At 69.3% G+C, this 16,633-nt stretch carries 12 protein-coding genes and 1 pseudogene; 7 read left to right on the top strand and 6 right to left on the bottom strand.

The genetic code is table 11. The features are described from left to right. Positions 1-149 precede the first annotated feature (149 nt). Positions 150-2,336 carry a SpoIIE family protein phosphatase gene (locus tag AB0D57_RS32435; protein WP_362081148.1) on the top strand — a complete coding sequence of 729 codons (2,187 nt, stop codon included), beginning with the start codon at positions 150-152 and terminating at the stop codon, positions 2,334-2,336. Positions 2,337-2,691: 355 nt separating this feature from the next. On the opposite strand, the gene AB0D57_RS32430 is transcribed toward AB0D57_RS32435, so the two are convergent. Both AB0D57_RS32430 and AB0D57_RS32425 read right to left on the bottom strand, forming a co-directional pair. Further along, a complete protein-coding gene (locus AB0D57_RS32430) occupies positions 2,692-3,738 on the bottom strand; it encodes a zinc-binding dehydrogenase (RefSeq protein WP_362081145.1) in 1,047 nt (348 codons plus the stop codon). A 134-nt stretch (positions 3,739-3,872) separates the two neighbouring features. Further along, positions 3,873-7,094 carry a cytochrome P450 gene (locus AB0D57_RS32425; RefSeq protein ID WP_362081142.1) on the bottom strand — a complete coding sequence of 1,074 codons (3,222 nt, stop codon included), beginning with the start codon at positions 7,092-7,094 and terminating at the stop codon, positions 3,873-3,875. A 246-nt stretch (positions 7,095-7,340) separates the two neighbouring features. Between AB0D57_RS32425 and AB0D57_RS32420 the strand changes: the two genes are divergently transcribed. After that, on the top strand, positions 7,341-7,958 hold the full coding sequence (locus AB0D57_RS32420; RefSeq protein ID WP_362081139.1) for a TetR/AcrR family transcriptional regulator: 618 nt from the start codon (positions 7,341-7,343) through the stop codon (positions 7,956-7,958). A 526-nt stretch (positions 7,959-8,484) separates the two neighbouring features. On the opposite strand, the gene AB0D57_RS32415 is transcribed toward AB0D57_RS32420, so the two are convergent. The 3 genes from AB0D57_RS32415 to AB0D57_RS32405 form a co-directional block, all read right to left on the bottom strand. Next, entirely contained in the window at positions 8,485-8,814 is a 330-nt protein-coding gene (locus AB0D57_RS32415; protein ID WP_362081136.1) for an NIPSNAP family protein, read from the bottom strand. Positions 8,815-8,884: 70 nt separating this feature from the next. Then, the gene (locus tag AB0D57_RS32410; RefSeq protein ID WP_362081133.1) at positions 8,885-9,304 is read right to left on the bottom strand and encodes an SsgA family sporulation/cell division regulator; all 420 of its coding nucleotides are present in this window, start codon (positions 9,302-9,304) and stop codon (positions 8,885-8,887) included. 27 nt (positions 9,305-9,331) lie between these two features. Further along, on the bottom strand, positions 9,332-9,586 hold the full coding sequence (locus AB0D57_RS32405; protein WP_362081130.1) for a hypothetical protein: 255 nt from the start codon (positions 9,584-9,586) through the stop codon (positions 9,332-9,334). Positions 9,587-10,096: 510 nt separating this feature from the next. Between AB0D57_RS32405 and AB0D57_RS32400 the strand changes: the two genes are divergently transcribed. The 3 genes and pseudogenes from AB0D57_RS32400 (at position 10,097) to AB0D57_RS32390 (ending at position 12,877) form a co-directional block, all read left to right on the top strand. Next, the gene (locus tag AB0D57_RS32400; protein ID WP_010982020.1) at positions 10,097-10,306 is read left to right on the top strand and encodes a ferredoxin; all 210 of its coding nucleotides are present in this window, start codon (positions 10,097-10,099) and stop codon (positions 10,304-10,306) included. After that, positions 10,296-11,661: pseudogene (locus tag AB0D57_RS32395) on the top strand (FAD-dependent oxidoreductase). Before AB0D57_RS32400 ends, AB0D57_RS32395 begins: the two are co-directional and overlap by 11 nt. A 31-nt stretch (positions 11,662-11,692) precedes the next feature. Next, positions 11,693-12,877, top strand: coding sequence for a cytochrome P450 (locus tag AB0D57_RS32390; protein ID WP_362081126.1), 1,185 nt, complete (start codon positions 11,693-11,695; stop codon positions 12,875-12,877). Here AB0D57_RS32390 and AB0D57_RS32385 read toward each other — a convergent pair. Next, a complete protein-coding gene (locus tag AB0D57_RS32385; protein WP_362081123.1) occupies positions 12,823-13,263 on the bottom strand; it encodes a TetR/AcrR family transcriptional regulator in 441 nt (146 codons plus the stop codon). The genes AB0D57_RS32390 and AB0D57_RS32385 overlap by 55 nt on opposite strands. 133 nt (positions 13,264-13,396) lie before the next feature. Between AB0D57_RS32385 and AB0D57_RS32380 the strand changes: the two genes are divergently transcribed. After that, positions 13,397-13,912, top strand: a complete 516-nt coding sequence (locus AB0D57_RS32380; RefSeq protein WP_362081120.1) for a PAS domain-containing protein — start codon at positions 13,397-13,399, stop codon at positions 13,910-13,912. An 80-nt stretch (positions 13,913-13,992) separates the two neighbouring features. Next, entirely contained in the window at positions 13,993-16,470 is a 2,478-nt protein-coding gene (locus AB0D57_RS32375; protein WP_362081117.1) for a SpoIIE family protein phosphatase, read from the top strand. The last annotated feature ends 163 nt before the right edge of the window (positions 16,471-16,633 follow it).

Here is a 16,633-nt window from a genome sequence, read left to right as displayed (position 1 = left end):
CGGAAAGCCGTGGGCGTCACCCGGTTCGCCGGTGGCCGCACGGCCCCCTCGTCCTCGACCACGACCAGCCCGTGAGACCGGGCTCCTCCCGGACACCGCGCAGCCGCCTGAGGCTTCGCGGTCCACCAGGACGGCGTAACGTCGTCAGTGTGGACCTCGCCGCGGACAGTCTTCTGTCCCGTGCCGCGCACGAGCTCAGTCCGCGAGCGGACGAGCTGATCCACGACGTAGAGCAATGCCTGCGGCGCGAGGTCCCCGAGTTGTGGGACGAAACCGACATCGCGCAGATGACGCGGGAGAACGTCGCCGAGCATGTCATTGCCATACTTTTCGGCATCGAACACGACATCGAGCCAAGGCGGATCGATCCGCCGGCCGCCGACGCAGCGCGAGCACGTCGGCTGGCTCAGCGCGGGAAGCCGGTCACAGCGATGCTGCGCGCCCTCCGGCTCGCGCAGGGCCGTATCGTCGACCGGCTGCTCGAAGAGCTGCCCCGGCTCACCAGTGACGCAGAGCTGATCAACGCGGAGGCACGCAAGCTGATCGCACTGATGACCGGGTACCTGGACCGCACATCGGAGACGGGCGTCCTGACCTTCCAGGCGGAACGGGATCGCCAGGTGCAGTGGCGGCTGTCGGTGGTGAACGAGGCGAGCCTACGCGTCGGAACGACCCTGGACATCGCCCGCACCGCCCAGGAGTTGGCGGACCTGGCCACCGAGCACTTCGCCGACGCCGTCACCGTCGACCTCCTCGACACGTCTTCCGGAGACGAGCCTCCTGCGAAGGACACACTCGTGGTCCGCCGGGTCGCCCAGCGGTCGGTGATGGACGGTTACCCCGAGACGACCTCCCTGGAAGCGATCTACGGGGAATCGCCGGTTCCGCCGCAGCAGCTCCACGAGTATCCGGACGGATCACCACCGGCTCGCGCCCTGATCACCGGCCGGCCCACACGGCACCACCTCGGCCCGTCCGCATCAATGCTGCTGGTGCCGCTGTGCGCCCGTGGCACCACGCTGGGTGTGGCCCAGTTCTTCCGTCACCACAAGCCCGACGCGTACGGGGACGAGGACCTGCTCCTCGCCCAGGAGGTCGCGGCCAGGGCGGCGGTGGCCATCGACAACGCCCGCCGATACACGCACGCTCGCGCCACCGCCCTCACTCTCCAGCGCAGTCTGCTCCCGCGCAGCACACCCGCGCTGTCCGCCGTAGAGGTCGCCTGCCGCTACCTGCCTGCTGCCGCCCAGCTCGGCGTGGGCGGCGACTGGTACGACGTTATCCCGCTGTCCGGCGCCCGGGTCGCACTCGTGGTGGGCGACGTGGTCGGCCACGGCATCCACGCCGCCGCCACCATGGGTCGGCTGCGGACCGCCGTGCGCACCCTCGCCGACATCGACCTGCCGCCCGACGAACTCCTCACCCACCTGGACGACGTCGTCATCCGCCTGGCCGCCGAAGTCTCTTCCGAGGTCTCTGCCCAAACGGACACCGAACCCGCGGGGGACATCGGGGCCACCTGCCTGTACGCCGTTTATGATCCCGTCGCCCGCAGCTGCACCCTCGCCCGCGCGGGCCACGTGCTGCCCGCCGTGATGACCCGGGACGGAACCGCCGAGATCCTCGAGCTGCCCGCCGGCCCGCCACTCGGCCTGGGCGGCCTGCCGTTCGAGGCGGCGGAGATCGACCTGCCCGAGGGCAGCCTCATCGCCCTCTACACCGACGGCCTGATCGAGGCCCTCGACCACGACATCGAGGCGGGCCTCACCCGACTGTGCCACGCCCTCGCGCGGCCCTCCGCCTCCCTGGAGGCGACCTGCGACACCGTCCTCGAAGCGCTGCTGCCCGCAGACCGACCGGACGACGACGTGGCACTCCTCCTGGCCCGCACCCACGCCCTCGGGGACCGTCAGGTCGCCACTTGGGACGTGGATGCCGACCCGGCCGAGGTCGCCCGGGCCAGAGCGAACGTCTCCGAGCAGCTGACCACCTGGGGACTGGAGGAACTCGACTTCACCGCCGAACTGGTCGTCAGCGAACTGGTCACCAACGCCATCCGCTACGGCCGGCCTCCCATCCAGCTGCGTCTCATCCACGATCGCACCCTCATGTGCGAGGTCGCGGATGCCGGCAGCACGACTCCGCACCTGCGCCGGGCCCGTGTCTTGGACGAGGGCGGGCGAGGTCTGTTCCTCGTCGCCCAACTCGCCGAGCACTGGGGAACGCGCCATGCCCGACGTGGCAAGACGGTCTGGGCGGAGTGCGCCCTGGGCACGCCAAAGCTCTTCTCGGACGCGGCAGCGCTGGACTTGGAGGGTTTTCCTGGGGTCGTATGAGCACCATCTCGCCCGGCCCGCCGGGACGATCGCGAGGTTCCTCGGGGGCTTCCACTGGCTGACGATGCGGCACCTGTCGGCGTACACCTGAACGCGGACAAGGAGTCATCTGATTCTCCACTTCGGCGTTGCGCTCACCGGGAGACTTCGCGTTCCGTTCCTCCCGCGGCGGCCAGTACATCGGTGCGTCCCACGCAGAGGTATCACCCGGCTCGCCCTGCCCGACTTCATCTGCCACGGAGTCGGTATGCGCCAGACCCGGGTACCGGGAAGCCGTGGGCGCCGGTGCTCCCTCAAGCACCGGCGCCCACTCACCCCTGCCAGAGGTGGTCTTGATGAACTTTCTGTTCAGTTGTCAGGGGACGAGGATGAGGCGGATCGGGTCGCCGATCTTGTTCTCCAGCCGGTTGACCGCTTCGGCGGCCTCGGCGAGCGGGATGTGGTCGGTGATGGAGGGGGCCAGGTCGAGACGGCCGACCTCGGCCAGCCGGACCAGCTCGGTGACGGACTCGGGGCTGCCGCCGTAGTGGCCGCGCACCTGCTTGCCCAGGTAGTTGAAGGTCAGGCCCTCGGTGATGGTGAGGGGCCTGGGGCTGATGCCGACCAGGATGAGGGAGCCGCCCAGGCCGAGTGCGGCGGCGGCCTGCTCGCGGACGGCGGGCACGCCGGCGCAGTCGAAGGCGAAGTCAAGGCCTCGTCCAGCGGTGGCCGCGCGGATCTGGTCGGCGAAGTCGTCGGCAGCCGGGTCCAGGGCGAAGTCCGCACCGAAGGCCAGGGCACGCTCCCGGGCGCCGGGCAGCGGGTCGACGGCGATGATCGGCGCGGCGCCGGCCAGGCGGGCGACGCGGACGTTGTGCGCGCCGACACCGCCCACGCCCCAGATGCCGACGGACTGTGCGGGGCGCACTCCGGCGGTGGAGACGACGGCGGCGTAGGGGGTGGAGACCGCGTCGGGGATGATCGCGGCCTGGTCGAAGGGGAGGTTGTCGGGGATGGGGATGAGGGTGTCCTCGCGGGCGAGGGTGTACTGGGCCCAGCCGCCGTCGTAGTCGATGCCGGCGGTGAGCATCTGGGTGCAGGGGCGGTGGCGCACGCAGCCGGCGCACTGGCCGCAGGTCTTGCCGGCCTCCAGGGTGACGCGGGTACCGACGGTCAGGCCGCGCTTGAGGTCGGGGCCGAGGGTGTGGATCACACCAGCGACCTCGTGGCCGACGGTGATCGTGTCGGAGGTGGCGAACAGCGGGACGAGGGAGCCGTCGAGCAGGTGGACGTCCGACAGGCAAACGCCTGCGGCCTTCACCTCGATCAGGATTTCACCCGGGCCCGGAACGGGGACGGGGACCTCCTCCACGGCGAACTTCTTGCTGTCCAGGTGGAAGCGTCCGGCGAGCATGGTGTCCATGAGGATCTGCTTTCTGTGAGCGGCATTTCCCGGCGGTTCGGGCCGACGGGTGCCGTGTGGTGCCTCGCGGGGGAGTGGTGGCCGGGAGGGGTGCGGGGTGTCAGGACCGCCGCACCCTCCCGGCGTCTGGGGGGTCAGGCGAAGACGTCCTGCTGGTAGCGCTCGTCCGCTTCCAGCTGGGCGAGCCACTGCTGGGCGGCCTCGTCGTCGCTGCCGGTCCGCTCGCGGTAGACCGCCGCGAGGGCCTCGCGCACGGCGGGCGCCATGCGGCGGCCGTCACCGCAGACGTAGATGTACGCGCCGTCTTCGATGGCCTGCCACACCGTGTCGGCGGCGTTGGCGATGGCGTTCTGGACGAACCGGGCCGGGTGGCCGGTCACCGCGGAGTAGGCGGTGTGCACCTGGGCGATCCCGGCCTGCTCCCAGTCCTGCATCTCCTGCCGGTAGAAGTAGTCGTGCTCCGGGTGGCGGCAGCCGACGAAGACCTGCGACAGACCCACCTCGGTGCCGTTCTCCTGCTGCGAGGCGCGCTCCTCCAGGAAGCCGCGCAGCGGCGCGATGCCGGTGCCCGGGCCGATGAGGACCAGCGGCGTGGCCGGGTCGGCCGGCGGCGCGAAGGTCGGGGAGGGCACACGCACGTAGCCGTAGAAGACATCTCCCGGCTCCAGACGCGCGATGTAGGCGGAGCAGGTGCCGCGGTACTGGCCGTCGCCGGACAGGGCCGGGCCTTCCAACAGGCCCACGGTCAGGCGCACGTGGCGCGGGTTGGCCAGCGGGGCGGAGGAGATGGAGTAGAACCGCGGGCGGATCGGGCCCATCATGTCCAGGAAGACCGCCAGCGGCAGCTCGACCGCCGGGAAGCGCTCCAGCAGGCCCAGCACGGAGACCCGCTTGCCCAGGATCTCAGTCTGGTAGCGCTCCTCGGATTCGGCGGTGTCGGCCGTGTAGGCCTGCAGCTGCGGTCGGGTCCACGGGCACTCGGTGTGCTCGGCCAGCGTCTGTATCTGGGAGCGGGTGGCCACGTCCTGCAGCTCCAGGAACTCGGTGAGCAGCAGGCCTGCTGTGACGGGGGTGCCGACCGGGAGGTGGGTGCGGCCGCCGGCCGGCAGGTCCAGGCGCAGCACCTGGTCACGGTCGACGCCGAGCCCCGCCAGGGCACGGTTGACCAGCGCGGGCTCGTTCTTGGCGAAGACGGCCAGGTGGTTGCCAGTGTCGTAGGTGACACCCTCGGGGAGCTCGATGGTGATGGACTTCGCGGCCGGGCGCGGCGGCTCGAGGCTGAAGTCCCACAGCCCGGTCGCGTCGCTGACGAGTTCCTCGTTGGCGACGACGGTCAGCGAGTAGGCCTGCTCGGAGACGATCGCGGGGCGCACGTCGGCCTCGGTCAGCAGCTGAACCTGGTAGCGCGGGCCGCTGGCCTGGGAGGTGTCGGCGGCGTACTCCTCGGCCAGGGTGGTCCACAGGGTGTCCATCCAGCGGGAGGCCATGCCGTCGAAGTCACCGGCCGCATCCGCGATGCCGCGCTCGATGACGGGGGTGGCACCGGCGGCCAGCAGGCCTGCCTCGATCCGCTTGGGGAAGCCCTGGTAGGTGGCCACCCACTGGGTGTTGCCGGCACCCAGCAGCGCGAACCGCACGTTGGACAGCGAGCCCTCCGGGAGCCCGGCGGCGATCAGGTCGTCGAAACGCTGCGCGTTGTCCGGGGCCTTGCCGTTGTAGCTGGAGGCCACGACCACGAGCAGGCCCTCGGTGGGCAGGTTGTCGCCCAGCTCGTCCAGGCCGACCAGGGTGGTGCCGAAGCCGGAACGCTCGCTGCGGTCGGCGATGGTGCGCGCCAGGTCCTCGCACGAGCCGAGGCTGGAGCCGTAGGCGACGGTCAGGTTCACCCCGACACCACTGACCGCGGCCTGCTCCCGCGTGTCGTCCGTCTGCAGGTCCACTGCGCCGAACACGGTCCGCTCGTGCTCCCGACGGGCGCGCACTTTCAGTTCGAAGCCGCCGGGCTTGCGCGTCAGCGCCTCCTTGACGTCCATCTTGTAATCGTCGGTGTCGGCGAACTTGAACTTCTGCAGCACCAGCGCGAGGGCCAGGCGGGCCTCGGTGAGCGCGAACTGCCGGCCGATGCAGGCACGCACGCCGTTACCGAACGGCTTGTAGGCGTGCGGGTGGTGGTTGATCCGGTTCTCCGGCAGCCACCGCTCGATGTCGAACTCCTCCGGCTGGTCCCACGCCTTGGGGTGGGTGTGCAGCGGGCCTTCGAGGAGGTTGACCCGCGCTCCCTTCTTCAGCTCGTAGCAGCCGCCGATGACGGTGTCCTCGATCGGCGACTTGCCGATCATCGGGATGGGAGCCCACAGGCGCAGGGTCTCCTCCAGGATCCGCGGGATCACGTCCATCTGCATGATCGTGTCGTAGTCCGGGACCGTGTCGCCCGGCAGCAGCCGGTCCACCTCGGCGTAGGCCTGGGCCAGCACCTGCGGGTTGCGCATCAGCGAGTACGTGGCGAACGACAGCAGGCCACTGGTGGTCTCGTGACCGGCGATCAGGAACGTCACCACCTGGTCACGGACGTTGTCGTCGTCCAGCCCCATGCCGGTCTCCGGGTCGGTGGCCTCCAGCATCAGACCCAGCAGGTCATCCTCATCGGTGCCCATCCCCTCACGGCGCTCCTTGATCACACTCTCGACCAGGTCCCGCATCAGCCGGATGTTCTCGCGGTACTTCTTGTCATCGGCCTTGCGCATCTTGGTCATCATCGGCAGCTCCTGCGAGCGCCGCAGCGACTCGACCAGCGCCTCCAGCAGCGCGTTGAGGAAGGGGTGCAGATCCTCCTTGGCGAAGGAGTCGAACCGGTAACCGAACCCCGATAGGGCGATGGTGTCCAGGGTCAGCCGGGTGTAGTCGTCGGTGATGTTGACCGGCTGGCCCTCCCTGCGCTCCCACTTGCCCACCAGGTTCTGGGCGATTTCCAGCATCTGCCCGAAGTAGCCCTTCATAGCCCGCTGGCTGAAGGCCGGGAGGAGGACTCGGTGCGCCATGCCCCATTCCTCCTCGTGCTGGTGGGCCGTGAACAGGCCGGCTCCCGCGTAGTCCCGGACATGGGCCAGCGGCGTCTTGTCGATCTGCTTGAAGAACCGCGTCTCGTCGCAGACTTCGGCCACCAGGTCCGGGTCCCAGACGAAGACCTGCTCGATGCCGGCGATCTCCATGCCGTAGAGCCCCTCGGGGAACTGCTTGGCCAGTTCGCCGAAGTACTCCACCGGGTTGGTGCTGGGGATCTGCGGCGTGTGGCCGAGGAAGGGGACCCCGCGCGGAGACCGGATGGGTCGCAGGTCGTTCTTGGACTGTGTGGTCATGGCTTGCTCCTCTGTGCAGGGAGGGGATGGGCAAGGGCGCCGGCGATGCCGGGGTGCACCACTGAAACATACGGCGTATGGAATTGGTACCATACGGCGTATGGAAAGTCGACCGCAACCCGGAACTGCGTGGGTGACCGTCATGCCGCCGCGTGGCCGAGGTCATTTCCGTACGCTGTATGAAACTGATACCGTCCGCGTATGGAAAAGGCGAAGCGTCCCCCGCGGGGAACCAGGAAGAGAGAGGTGCCTCTGACCGAGGCCGGGATCTATGCCGCCGCCCTGCGGCTCATCGACGCGGACGGGGTCGAGGCGCTCACCATGCGCAAACTCGCGACCGCGCTCGATGCGAACCCGATGTCGCTGTACCACCACGTGCCGAACAAGGACGCCGTGGTGCGCGGAGTGGCGAGAATGGTCGGCACCCAGTTCCGCACCGTGACGCTGGAGGACGCTCCCTGGCAGGAGCGCATCCGCCTGCTCGCCACGGATTTCCGGACGCTGGCGCACCGCCACCCCAAGCTCATGGGCTACTCGTTCAGCCACCAGGCGGACTTCATTCAGCCCGAAGACCCGTTCTGGGTTGCGCTTACCGCGACCCTGGACGCCGCAGGGGTGCCGCACTCGGAGCTCCCGCAGTTCACCGCTCTCGTGGGCGCCGTCATCACCGGTGTCCTCACCGCCGAGCTCAATGGCGCGCTCCACCGGTGGACGAGCCTCAAACCCCCCACTGTCGGCGAAGGCGGGCTCACCCCTCCAGGCCATGACGAGAACCGCGTCTTCCGCCTGACGCTGGACACGATCATCACGGGTTTGGAGGGCCGACTCGCCGCCGACGGTGACGGCCAGGGCGTCGGCCATTGATTGGGCAGTCCTGAAGCATTGCGGCCTGAGGCCGACCCATGGTCGGGCGGGCTCAGGCCGCGGCCCATGAGGAGCACCCATCACATCAGGAAAGGCCTGTCCGCGCGGGCGCAGCAGATGTGCGGTGTGCTGCGACTGGGCCGGGCGACCGATCCGTGGCCGACCTGATGGTGTACACCGTCGACGGATCCACGTGCGCGCCCTGCGGGCGCAGCCTGCGCTACGCCACTTCATGCTCACCTTTGCCCCTGGTTCGGTCACCTGGGTGGTGCGCATGGTCTCCGGTCTCGTACGGTCCCAGGCGCTGCAGTGTCCGGCAGTGGCCAGAGCCCTGGACGCTGCCGTGCGGCTCGGTCGCACTCCGGGCGACGACCCTGCGCATGACTCGGCCGGCCGAGCTGTGGACGCGGCAGCAGCCTGGCGCACGGTGCGGCCGGTACGCGTTCGCCCCCCCGGTCGGCTGGGCCCCCATGTCACCGGGCGTCGGCCGCCCGTACGCTGCAGACTTCGAGCGGCTCGGTTGCTGTCACCGCAAGGGTGAGTCGCCGGTGGGCGTCAGCACGGTCTCGGCGACGCCGACGATCTGGCTCATGTTGAAGCCCTCCATGTCCGCGCGGAACTCGGGGCTCAACAGGTACGTCTCCAGCCGCTCCTGAACGTCGTCGGCGTCCCGGTAGGAAACGAGGGCGTGCAGCTGGCGCTCCTCACTCCCGGGGGTCGCAGGCACCGTCCAGACGCCGTGTGTGGTGATCCTGTGCTTGGCCATACCGGGAATGTGCTTGGACCAGATGTTCTCGTAGGCGACGAGCGCCTCAGGGCTGCGCAATGTGTAGACACGAAGCTGGTACTGGGACATGAACACTCTTTCCTTCTCTTCTGCCGCCGGGACAAAGATCCCCAGCGGCAAGGCGGTTGGGAGGCTTCTCTCAGCCTTTTGCAAACAGGTTCGCCAGTTCGAGGTCCCAATCGATGTGTCCGGACTCGGTACCCCGTGGCACAAGCGCCTCCGTGTTCTCCAGGAAGGCCTTGACGTCCTGCATGGGAACCTCGAGCAAGGCGGTGCCCGCGGGAGACTCGAGGACGATGTACATCGCTTGGTCGCCACGGCCGACGGCCGGCCAGACCCGGATGTCCCCACGGCCTGCGGAACCCCTCAGGCCATCGGCCAGAAGATCACGCCCCAGGACCCATTCGGTCGGCTCGTCGGTGTCGGTGTAAAAGGCGGCACGGACGACATAGGGATCAGTGGGCTCGTACCGCAGGCTCATGCACAGGGGCAGCGAGTAGGTGCGCGAGACGACAAGCTGCACGGCCACCCCCTGCGTGACGGTCTTCAAAGGCTCCATCGACTTTCACTCCTGCCTGGGCGGCGGTCAGCAACCGCTGATCTCATCCCGGCCGTCGTGGTGCCAGCCATGGATCTCGTCCCAGGAGTAGCCCAGTTCGAGCAGGTAGCCGACACCGTGGTCCCAGCGGTAGTCGTCGACGTTGACGCTGAAAGCCGGGCGTTGGACGTGCTCGGATGCAGAAGTCGCGGCCGAAGCGGTGCCCCCGGCACCGAGAACGGCGACACCTGCGACCGCCACGGAGAAAGCGGTGATGGCAACGCGCCTCGTGGGCTTCTTCATGGTCTTTCCTTCCCGATCGGTGCGATCTGCACCATCGGCTGCAGGCAGGCGATGTGTGGCGCCTGGCGTGGTCCGAGCGAAGCATTTCCATACGACGTATGGAAGTACCCTCCAAGGATTACCATACGGCGTACGGAACTGTCGAGGCGGCGGAAATGGCCCGCACGGCCGGCGGCGGCATGGACAGCTCGACGTCCTCGCCCAGACCGCGTCGGCAGCCTGGACGAAGTCCGTCTGGCCTTCAAGGAGATGCTCACCTGAACCGACCATCTCGGGCTCTGCGCCGAGGAGATCAGCCACATCGGCGAGCAAGTTGCCATCTATTACCAGGCTTTCACCCATATTTTCCTCATCGGTGCGGCCTTCGGAGTCGACCACGTCCTGGGCTGAGCCCTCGCCCCTGAGGCACGAGCTGCCCGGGATTTCCGTCTCCGGAGCCGTGGCATGCGGGCGCCCGGGTCCGGCCCCATGCTGGAAACGAGGGGTGAGACAACGGAGGGAGTAGTGGGGATGCAGACCGTTGTGGATCTCACGCGCTGCCAGGGCTATGCGCAATGCGTGTTCCTCGCGCCGGAGGTGTTCCAGCTGCACGGGGAGGAGGGGTTGCTGTACGCCACGGCAGTCCCCGACGACCAGGTCGAGCGCGTGCGCCAGGCCGCGGCGGCGTGCCCGGTGCAGGCGATCCTCCTCGGTGAGGAGGTGAGCGCCGGTGCCCGGTGACCTCAAGGACGGCCGTATCGTCATCGTCGGCGCGTCGCTGGCGGGGCTCAGGGCCGCGGAGGCGCTGCGCGGGGAGGGCTTCACCGGCTCACTGACCGTGGTCGGGGACGAGCCCCACCCGCCCTACGACCGGCCGCCGCTGTCCAAGCAGGTGCTGCTCGGCCAGGCGACGGCGGACACCACCGGGCTGCCGATGCGCCAGGACCCGAACGCCGATTGGCGGCTGGGCGTACGCGCCACCGGCGTGGATCTGCTCGCGAAACAGGTGCTGCTGGAGGACGGCGAGTCACTGCCGTACGACCGAGTGCTGATCGCCACCGGGACCCGCGCGCGACCCTGGCCCAACCCGGGGGAAGCCGCCCTGGACGGGGTGTCCACCCTGCGCACCCGCGAGGACGCCGGGGGACTGGCCCAGCGGCTGGCCGCCGGACCGGAGCGCGTGCTGGTGATCGGCGGCGGCTTCACAGGCTCGGAGATCGCCTCGGCCTGCCGGGAACGGGGACTGGAGGTCACGGTCGCCGAACGCGGCCCCGCACCCCTGGTGGGCGCGCTCGGTGGCACCCTGTCGAAGCTCGCGGCCGTCATGCAGCGCAACCACGGCGTGGACCTCCGCACCGGGGTGACGGTCACGGCCCTGCGCGGGAACAGCAGCTTCACCGGTGCCGAGCTGTCCGACGGCAGCCGCGTCGACGCCGACGTCTGCGTCGTGGCGCTGGGCGCGGTACGCAACGTCGAATGGCTGGCGGAGTCCGGGCTGGCGGCAGGCCCGCGCGGAATCGCCTGCGACGCCGGATGCCGGGCCTTCAACATGTACGGAAGCGTCACCGACGACGTCTTCGTGGTCGGTGACGTCTCCCGCTTCCCCCACCCGCTGTTCGGCTACCAGATGCTCTCCCTGGAACACTGGGGGAACGCGGTCGAGCAGGCCGAGGTGGCGGCACACAACATGGTCAATCCGGGGCCCCTGCAGCGCCCTCACCTGGCCGTCCCGTCGTTCTGGTCGACCCAGTTCGGGCTCAACATCAAATCGGTGGGCGTGCCCACCTACTCCGACCATGTGGTCATCGCCCAGGGCTCCCTGGAGGCGCGCCGTCTGGCCATGGTCTACGGCTATAAGGGGCGGGTCACCGCCGCCGTCACCGTCGACATGGCCAAGTCGCTCGACTACTACCGGCACCTGATCGAGACGGCTGCTCCGTTCCCGCCCCCGGCCGGCGCCCAGGACCGTGCGATCGCGGCCGACGTCGCGATTCCGTCCGACGTGCCGGATCCGAGTGGGCTGTCGCGGCCCGACCGTGGCGCTCACCGGGCACCTGCCCGATCGTCGGCTGACGGTGGTGCAGCCCACCCGCTGACCCAGGTCCCGCCCAACCACGAGGAGCCACGATGGACTCCGAGACCTTGCTGGCACGGATCACCGACTACGCCAGTCGCCCCGACCCCTACCCGCTGTACGCGGAACTCCGCGAGGCCGGTCCCGTGGTGCAGCAGGCAGACGGCAGCTACCTGGTCGGCACCTACCACGAGATCGCCGCTCTGTTCCATGACCCGCGGATGAGTGTCGACCCCCGCAGCCGTAGCGAAGTGCCACACAAGCCGCCGTTCCTGCGGCTCGACGACCCGGAGCACCACAGACTGCGCACCCTCGCCATGCGGCCCTTCGGCCCGCCGCACAACCCGGGCCGGGTCGATGCCATGCGCGGCGAGATCGACCGGATCACCAAGGAACTGATGGAGTCCTTCGAGGCGGGCCGGCAGATCGACGGCGTCGACGATTTCGCCTACCCGCTGCCCGTCACGGTGATCTGCCGCCTGCTCGGCGTACCGCACGAGGACGAGCCGCTGTTCCGGGCCTGGTCCGACGCTCTGGTCGCAGCCGCCGACGTCAGGCCCGAGGCCGACACCACCGAGACGGACAAGGCGGGCGACCAGGCGCGCATCGAGATGGGCGGGTACCTGGTCAACCTCGCCGAACAGCGCCGTGGCAAGCCGAGCGACGACATGCTCTCCGCCTTCGTCAACGAGCCGGACCCGGCCCTGCGGCTCACCCAGGAGGAACTCGCGGAAACCGCCGTGCTGCTGCTCATCGCCGGACACGAGACCACGGTCAACCTGATCACCAATGGAGTGCTTACCCTGCTGCGCCGACCCGAGCACGTGGACCAGCTGCGCCGCGACTCCGACCTGCTGCCGCGAGCGGTGGAGGAACTGCTGCGCTACGAACCTCCGGTCCACATGCGTGAGCGCATCCCGCTCGCCGACATCGACGTCGCCGGTACGCCGATCGCCCAAGGTGCCCCCGTCGTTCTGGTGCTGGCCTCGGGCAACCGCGACCCCAGGCGGTTCCACGATCCCGACCGGTTCGACCCCACCCGCCCGGACAACGAGCACCTCGGCTTCGGCAGCGGCATCCACGTCTGCTACGGCGCACCCCTCGCCCGCATCGAAGCCCAGGCCGCACTGGGCGCTCTGCTCCCTCACCTCGGTACGGCACGCCTGATCCAGGACCCGCCCCCCTACCGCCAGAACGCCATGCTCCGCGGACCCCGCCACCTGCCCATCCAACTCTGAGGCTGCGGGGCGACAGCAGGCGAGAGATACCAGCCACCCCGGTCCATCACGCAGGTCGCGGGAGCCGGTGCGCAGTCGGCGCCAGTCGGCCGGTGCGCGACAGGATCCATACCCTGCTCCACGTCGCGCTTCGCGCGCGGAGCCAGTCCGTCGCCGGCGCATATCCGACCGAGCTCGCTGTGGAACAGGATCTGCATGATCTCCGGGTATGACTCGGCCATGCGCGCGCTGAGCCGCACGCCCCCAGCGAGGCGCTCGGCGGGATCATCGACGCCGTGCAGGCGTTCGTCGACGGCTTGGGCGTACTCCTCCAGTGCATCGGCCACGGCCGCGTCGAACAGGTCCGGCTTGCCCGTGAAGTGGTTGTAGAAGGAGCCGAGGCCCACGTCCGCGCGCGAGACTTGACGATGAAGCCGTCGTATCTGACTATTTCATCAGAAATGGACAAAGTCGTCCATCGGGCCGACGCCGTACATGCCGACGCTGTCGCACACCTCCGCACCGATGGGAAGCAACCGGATGACGAACACCGACCACATGCCCCTTGCCGAGCCGGTGAGCCCCCGAGAGATACCCGATGCGGCAATAGCGATGCTCGATGCGGAGGGGGCCGTGGTGGGGTGGACGCACGCCGCTGAGCAGCTTGTCGGGTACTCGGCCGGGGAAGTGGTGGGCCGGTCCGCCGCACACGTGCTGCCGCCCGCCGAGGACGCCCCGAGTGCTTCGGCGTTCGCCGAGCAGTGCCGTGCCCGGGATGGCTGGTCCGGCACCGTGACGGTCCGCCACCGCGACGGCCACGCCATCAAAATGACGCTGCGGATCTCACTGCTGTGGGGGCAGGACGCCGACACCCGGTGGCTGGTGTCCGTGACCGACATAGGCACCCTGTCCTCGGGGGAGTCCAACGGAGCTGTGCGGGAGTCGCTCCTGGCCCACGCACCGGTCGGCATCGCCGTCTATGACCCGCAGCTGCGCTGTACCTGGGTGGTCGTCTGGGCCGAACAAGACCTGCCCTCCAAAGCCCTTGCGGTGTGACGCGCTGCCGACAGGGCGGCCGACGTCCGCCCCAGCATGCCGATCTCTCGAGCCGCAGGCTCTCGTAAAGGAAGCCACAGATGGATACAGAGAATGTCGAGAACGCCTACTCAGTAGGAACCTCCCAAGGATCGACGGGCGTCTCCGGTTCCGGTCCCAGCGGCGGATTGCACGCCTTCGACGGTCCGGCAGCCGCCGTGCTCGACGATCGAGGCGCGGTGCTGCGGTGGACCGGGGCAGCAGAGGAGCTGACGGGGTTCCGCGCCGAGGAGGTCTGTGGCCGCCCCGTGCGGGAACTGGTGGCCGACCTCCCGGACGACCTGCGCGACGCGGAGATGCCGGCGTCCGGCCGGGTACGGCTGTGGCACCAGCGCGGCGACACCATCGATGTCACCTTCCGGACCACCAAGGTGGGGGGCTCGGAGGAGGTCCTCGTCCTGGCGGCCCCTACCCACCACGTCGCCGGCCACGAGCAGGGCGCGGCGCTCCTGCGTGCACTGTCCGCACAGAACCGGATCACGATCGCTGTGTACGACACGGATCTCACCACTGTGCAGACGAACGCCACGCCGGACACTTTCGACGGCCATCCAGTACAGCCCGGCTTTCGGCTGAGCGACGTGCTGTGCGCCGAGGACGCCGAGAACCTCGAGGCACTACTGCGCCAGGTACTCGAGACCGGTGCCCCGGTGGTCCGCAGAAACCAGCACGTGAGCTGTCGGCACGATCCGGCGCGGAAGCACGCGCTGTCGCTGTCCGCCTTCCGACTGGAGGACGCGCGAGGACGCCCCACGGGGGTCGCAGCCCTGTATTTCGACAACGCCGACCAGATGCGCGCCCGACGTCATCTGGATCTCGCCCGCGAGGTGGCCGAGCGAGTAGGAAAATCCCTGGATGTCGTGCGCACTGCGCAGGACCTTGCGGACGTTCTCGTACCTGCGTTCGGGGATCTCGCCGCAGTCGATCTTGCGCACTCCGTTTTTGACGGGGACGAACCGTCGAAGCAGCTGGGCGGTGGAGACATGAGCAACGCGGCCCTTGCGCCGGCCGGCGCGGTGTGGCCGGCCGGCATCAAGCGCGGCGAGTCCATCCCGCGCCTTCCCGACCACCCCCTGCTGCGCAGCTTCCGACACGGCGAGCCAGTCGTCTTCGGCCTTGACGACTTCATCGCCATGGTCGGCGACCCGCAGCTGGTCGAGTATCTCGCCCCGAAGGACGCCCATTCGGTGATGGTGGCGCCGTTGCATGCCCGCGGGCTCACGCTCGGCGCCATATCGGCCTGGCGCTGCGGCCGATCCGACCCCTTCACCGACGACGAGGCGGATCTCATGAAGCAGATCGCCTCACGGGGTGCGCTCGCCATCGACAACGCCCGCCGTTACACGCGCGAGCACAGGGCGGCCGTAGCGCTGCAGCAGCGCCTCCTTCCCCCGGCCACGACCGACACTCCGGGAGCCGAGACCACCGGCGTCTACCTGCCCGCAGGCGGGGGAGCGGACATCGGCGGCGACTGGTACGACGCCATTGCTCTGCCCTCTCTCCGGGTGGCCCTTGTCGCCGGAGACGTGGTCGGCCACGGCCTGCCCGCGAGCGCCACCATGGGCCGCCTGCGCGCCGCCATCCAGACGCTCGCGGACATGGAACTCGAACCGGACGAGGTGCTCAGCCGGATCGCGGACCTGGTCCAGCGCCTCGCGGCCGAAGCGCCACTCGGCGACCGCGACATCGTCGGTGGCACCTGCCTGTACGCGGTCTACGACCCGGTCACCAGACGCTGCACCATGGCCAGTGCCGGCCACCCGCCACCCGTCCTGGTCCGGCCCGACGGGACCGCCGAGGCAGTCGGGATCTCCCCGGGGCCACCACTCGCCCTCAGCGGCATGCCGTACGAGACCACGGTGATCGACGTCGAACCGGGCAGCGTCCTCGCTCTCTACACCGACGGCCTGGTCGAACGGGGCGATCGCGACACCGGCCAAGGCCTGCGGCGTCTGACGGAAGCCCTCGCCGCGTCCTGCCGTCCGGATCGTTCCCTGGACGAAACCGGCCGGGCTCTCCTCGCCGACCTGGCAGACCAGGCGCCGCGCGACGACGCGGCCCTGCTGCTGGCTCGTACCCGTGCCGTCCCAGCGGCGGACACCGTTCACTGGGAGATCCCGGCCGATCCGGCCGCCGTCTCCAAGGCTCGAGAGTGGATAACCCGCCAACTCACCATGTGGGGCCTGGAAGACCTCCTCTTCACCACCCAACTCATCGTCAGCGAACTGGTGACCAACGCCATCCGCTACGGTCGTCCGCCGATGGACCTCCGTCTGATTCGCCACAACGTCCTGGTCTGCGAGGTCACCGACTCCAACAGCACCCAACCCCGCCTGCGGCGTGCCCGCACAACCGACGAGGGAGGACGTGGCCTGTTCCTCGTCGCTCAACTCGGCGGACGATGGGGCTGCCGCCATGGCCAGAACGGCAAGACGATCTGGTCCGAGCAAGTCATCCAGGATTCCCCTGAAGCTACGGCTCACCGAGGCGGGTCGAAGCAGAGTCACCTACAGCTCTGACGTCTCTCGACCCGGTGTGCCATGACAGCACCTACCCGAGGCCGGAGTCTACGGGCAGGAGCAGCCGCGCCCATTGCCGTCACCGCGAACACGGCTGTGGGACGGCCGAGCGTGCCGGAACGGGCCCCAGCGAAGATCCTCGGTCGGCGACCTGGACCGCGTT

The organism is Streptomyces sp. NPDC048275 (genome assembly GCF_040652275.1).
Taxonomy (GTDB): Bacteria; Actinomycetota; Actinomycetes; order Streptomycetales; family Streptomycetaceae; genus Streptomyces.
Note: the sequence above shows the minus strand (reverse complement) of the source record. Positions and strands in the feature narration are given on the sequence as shown.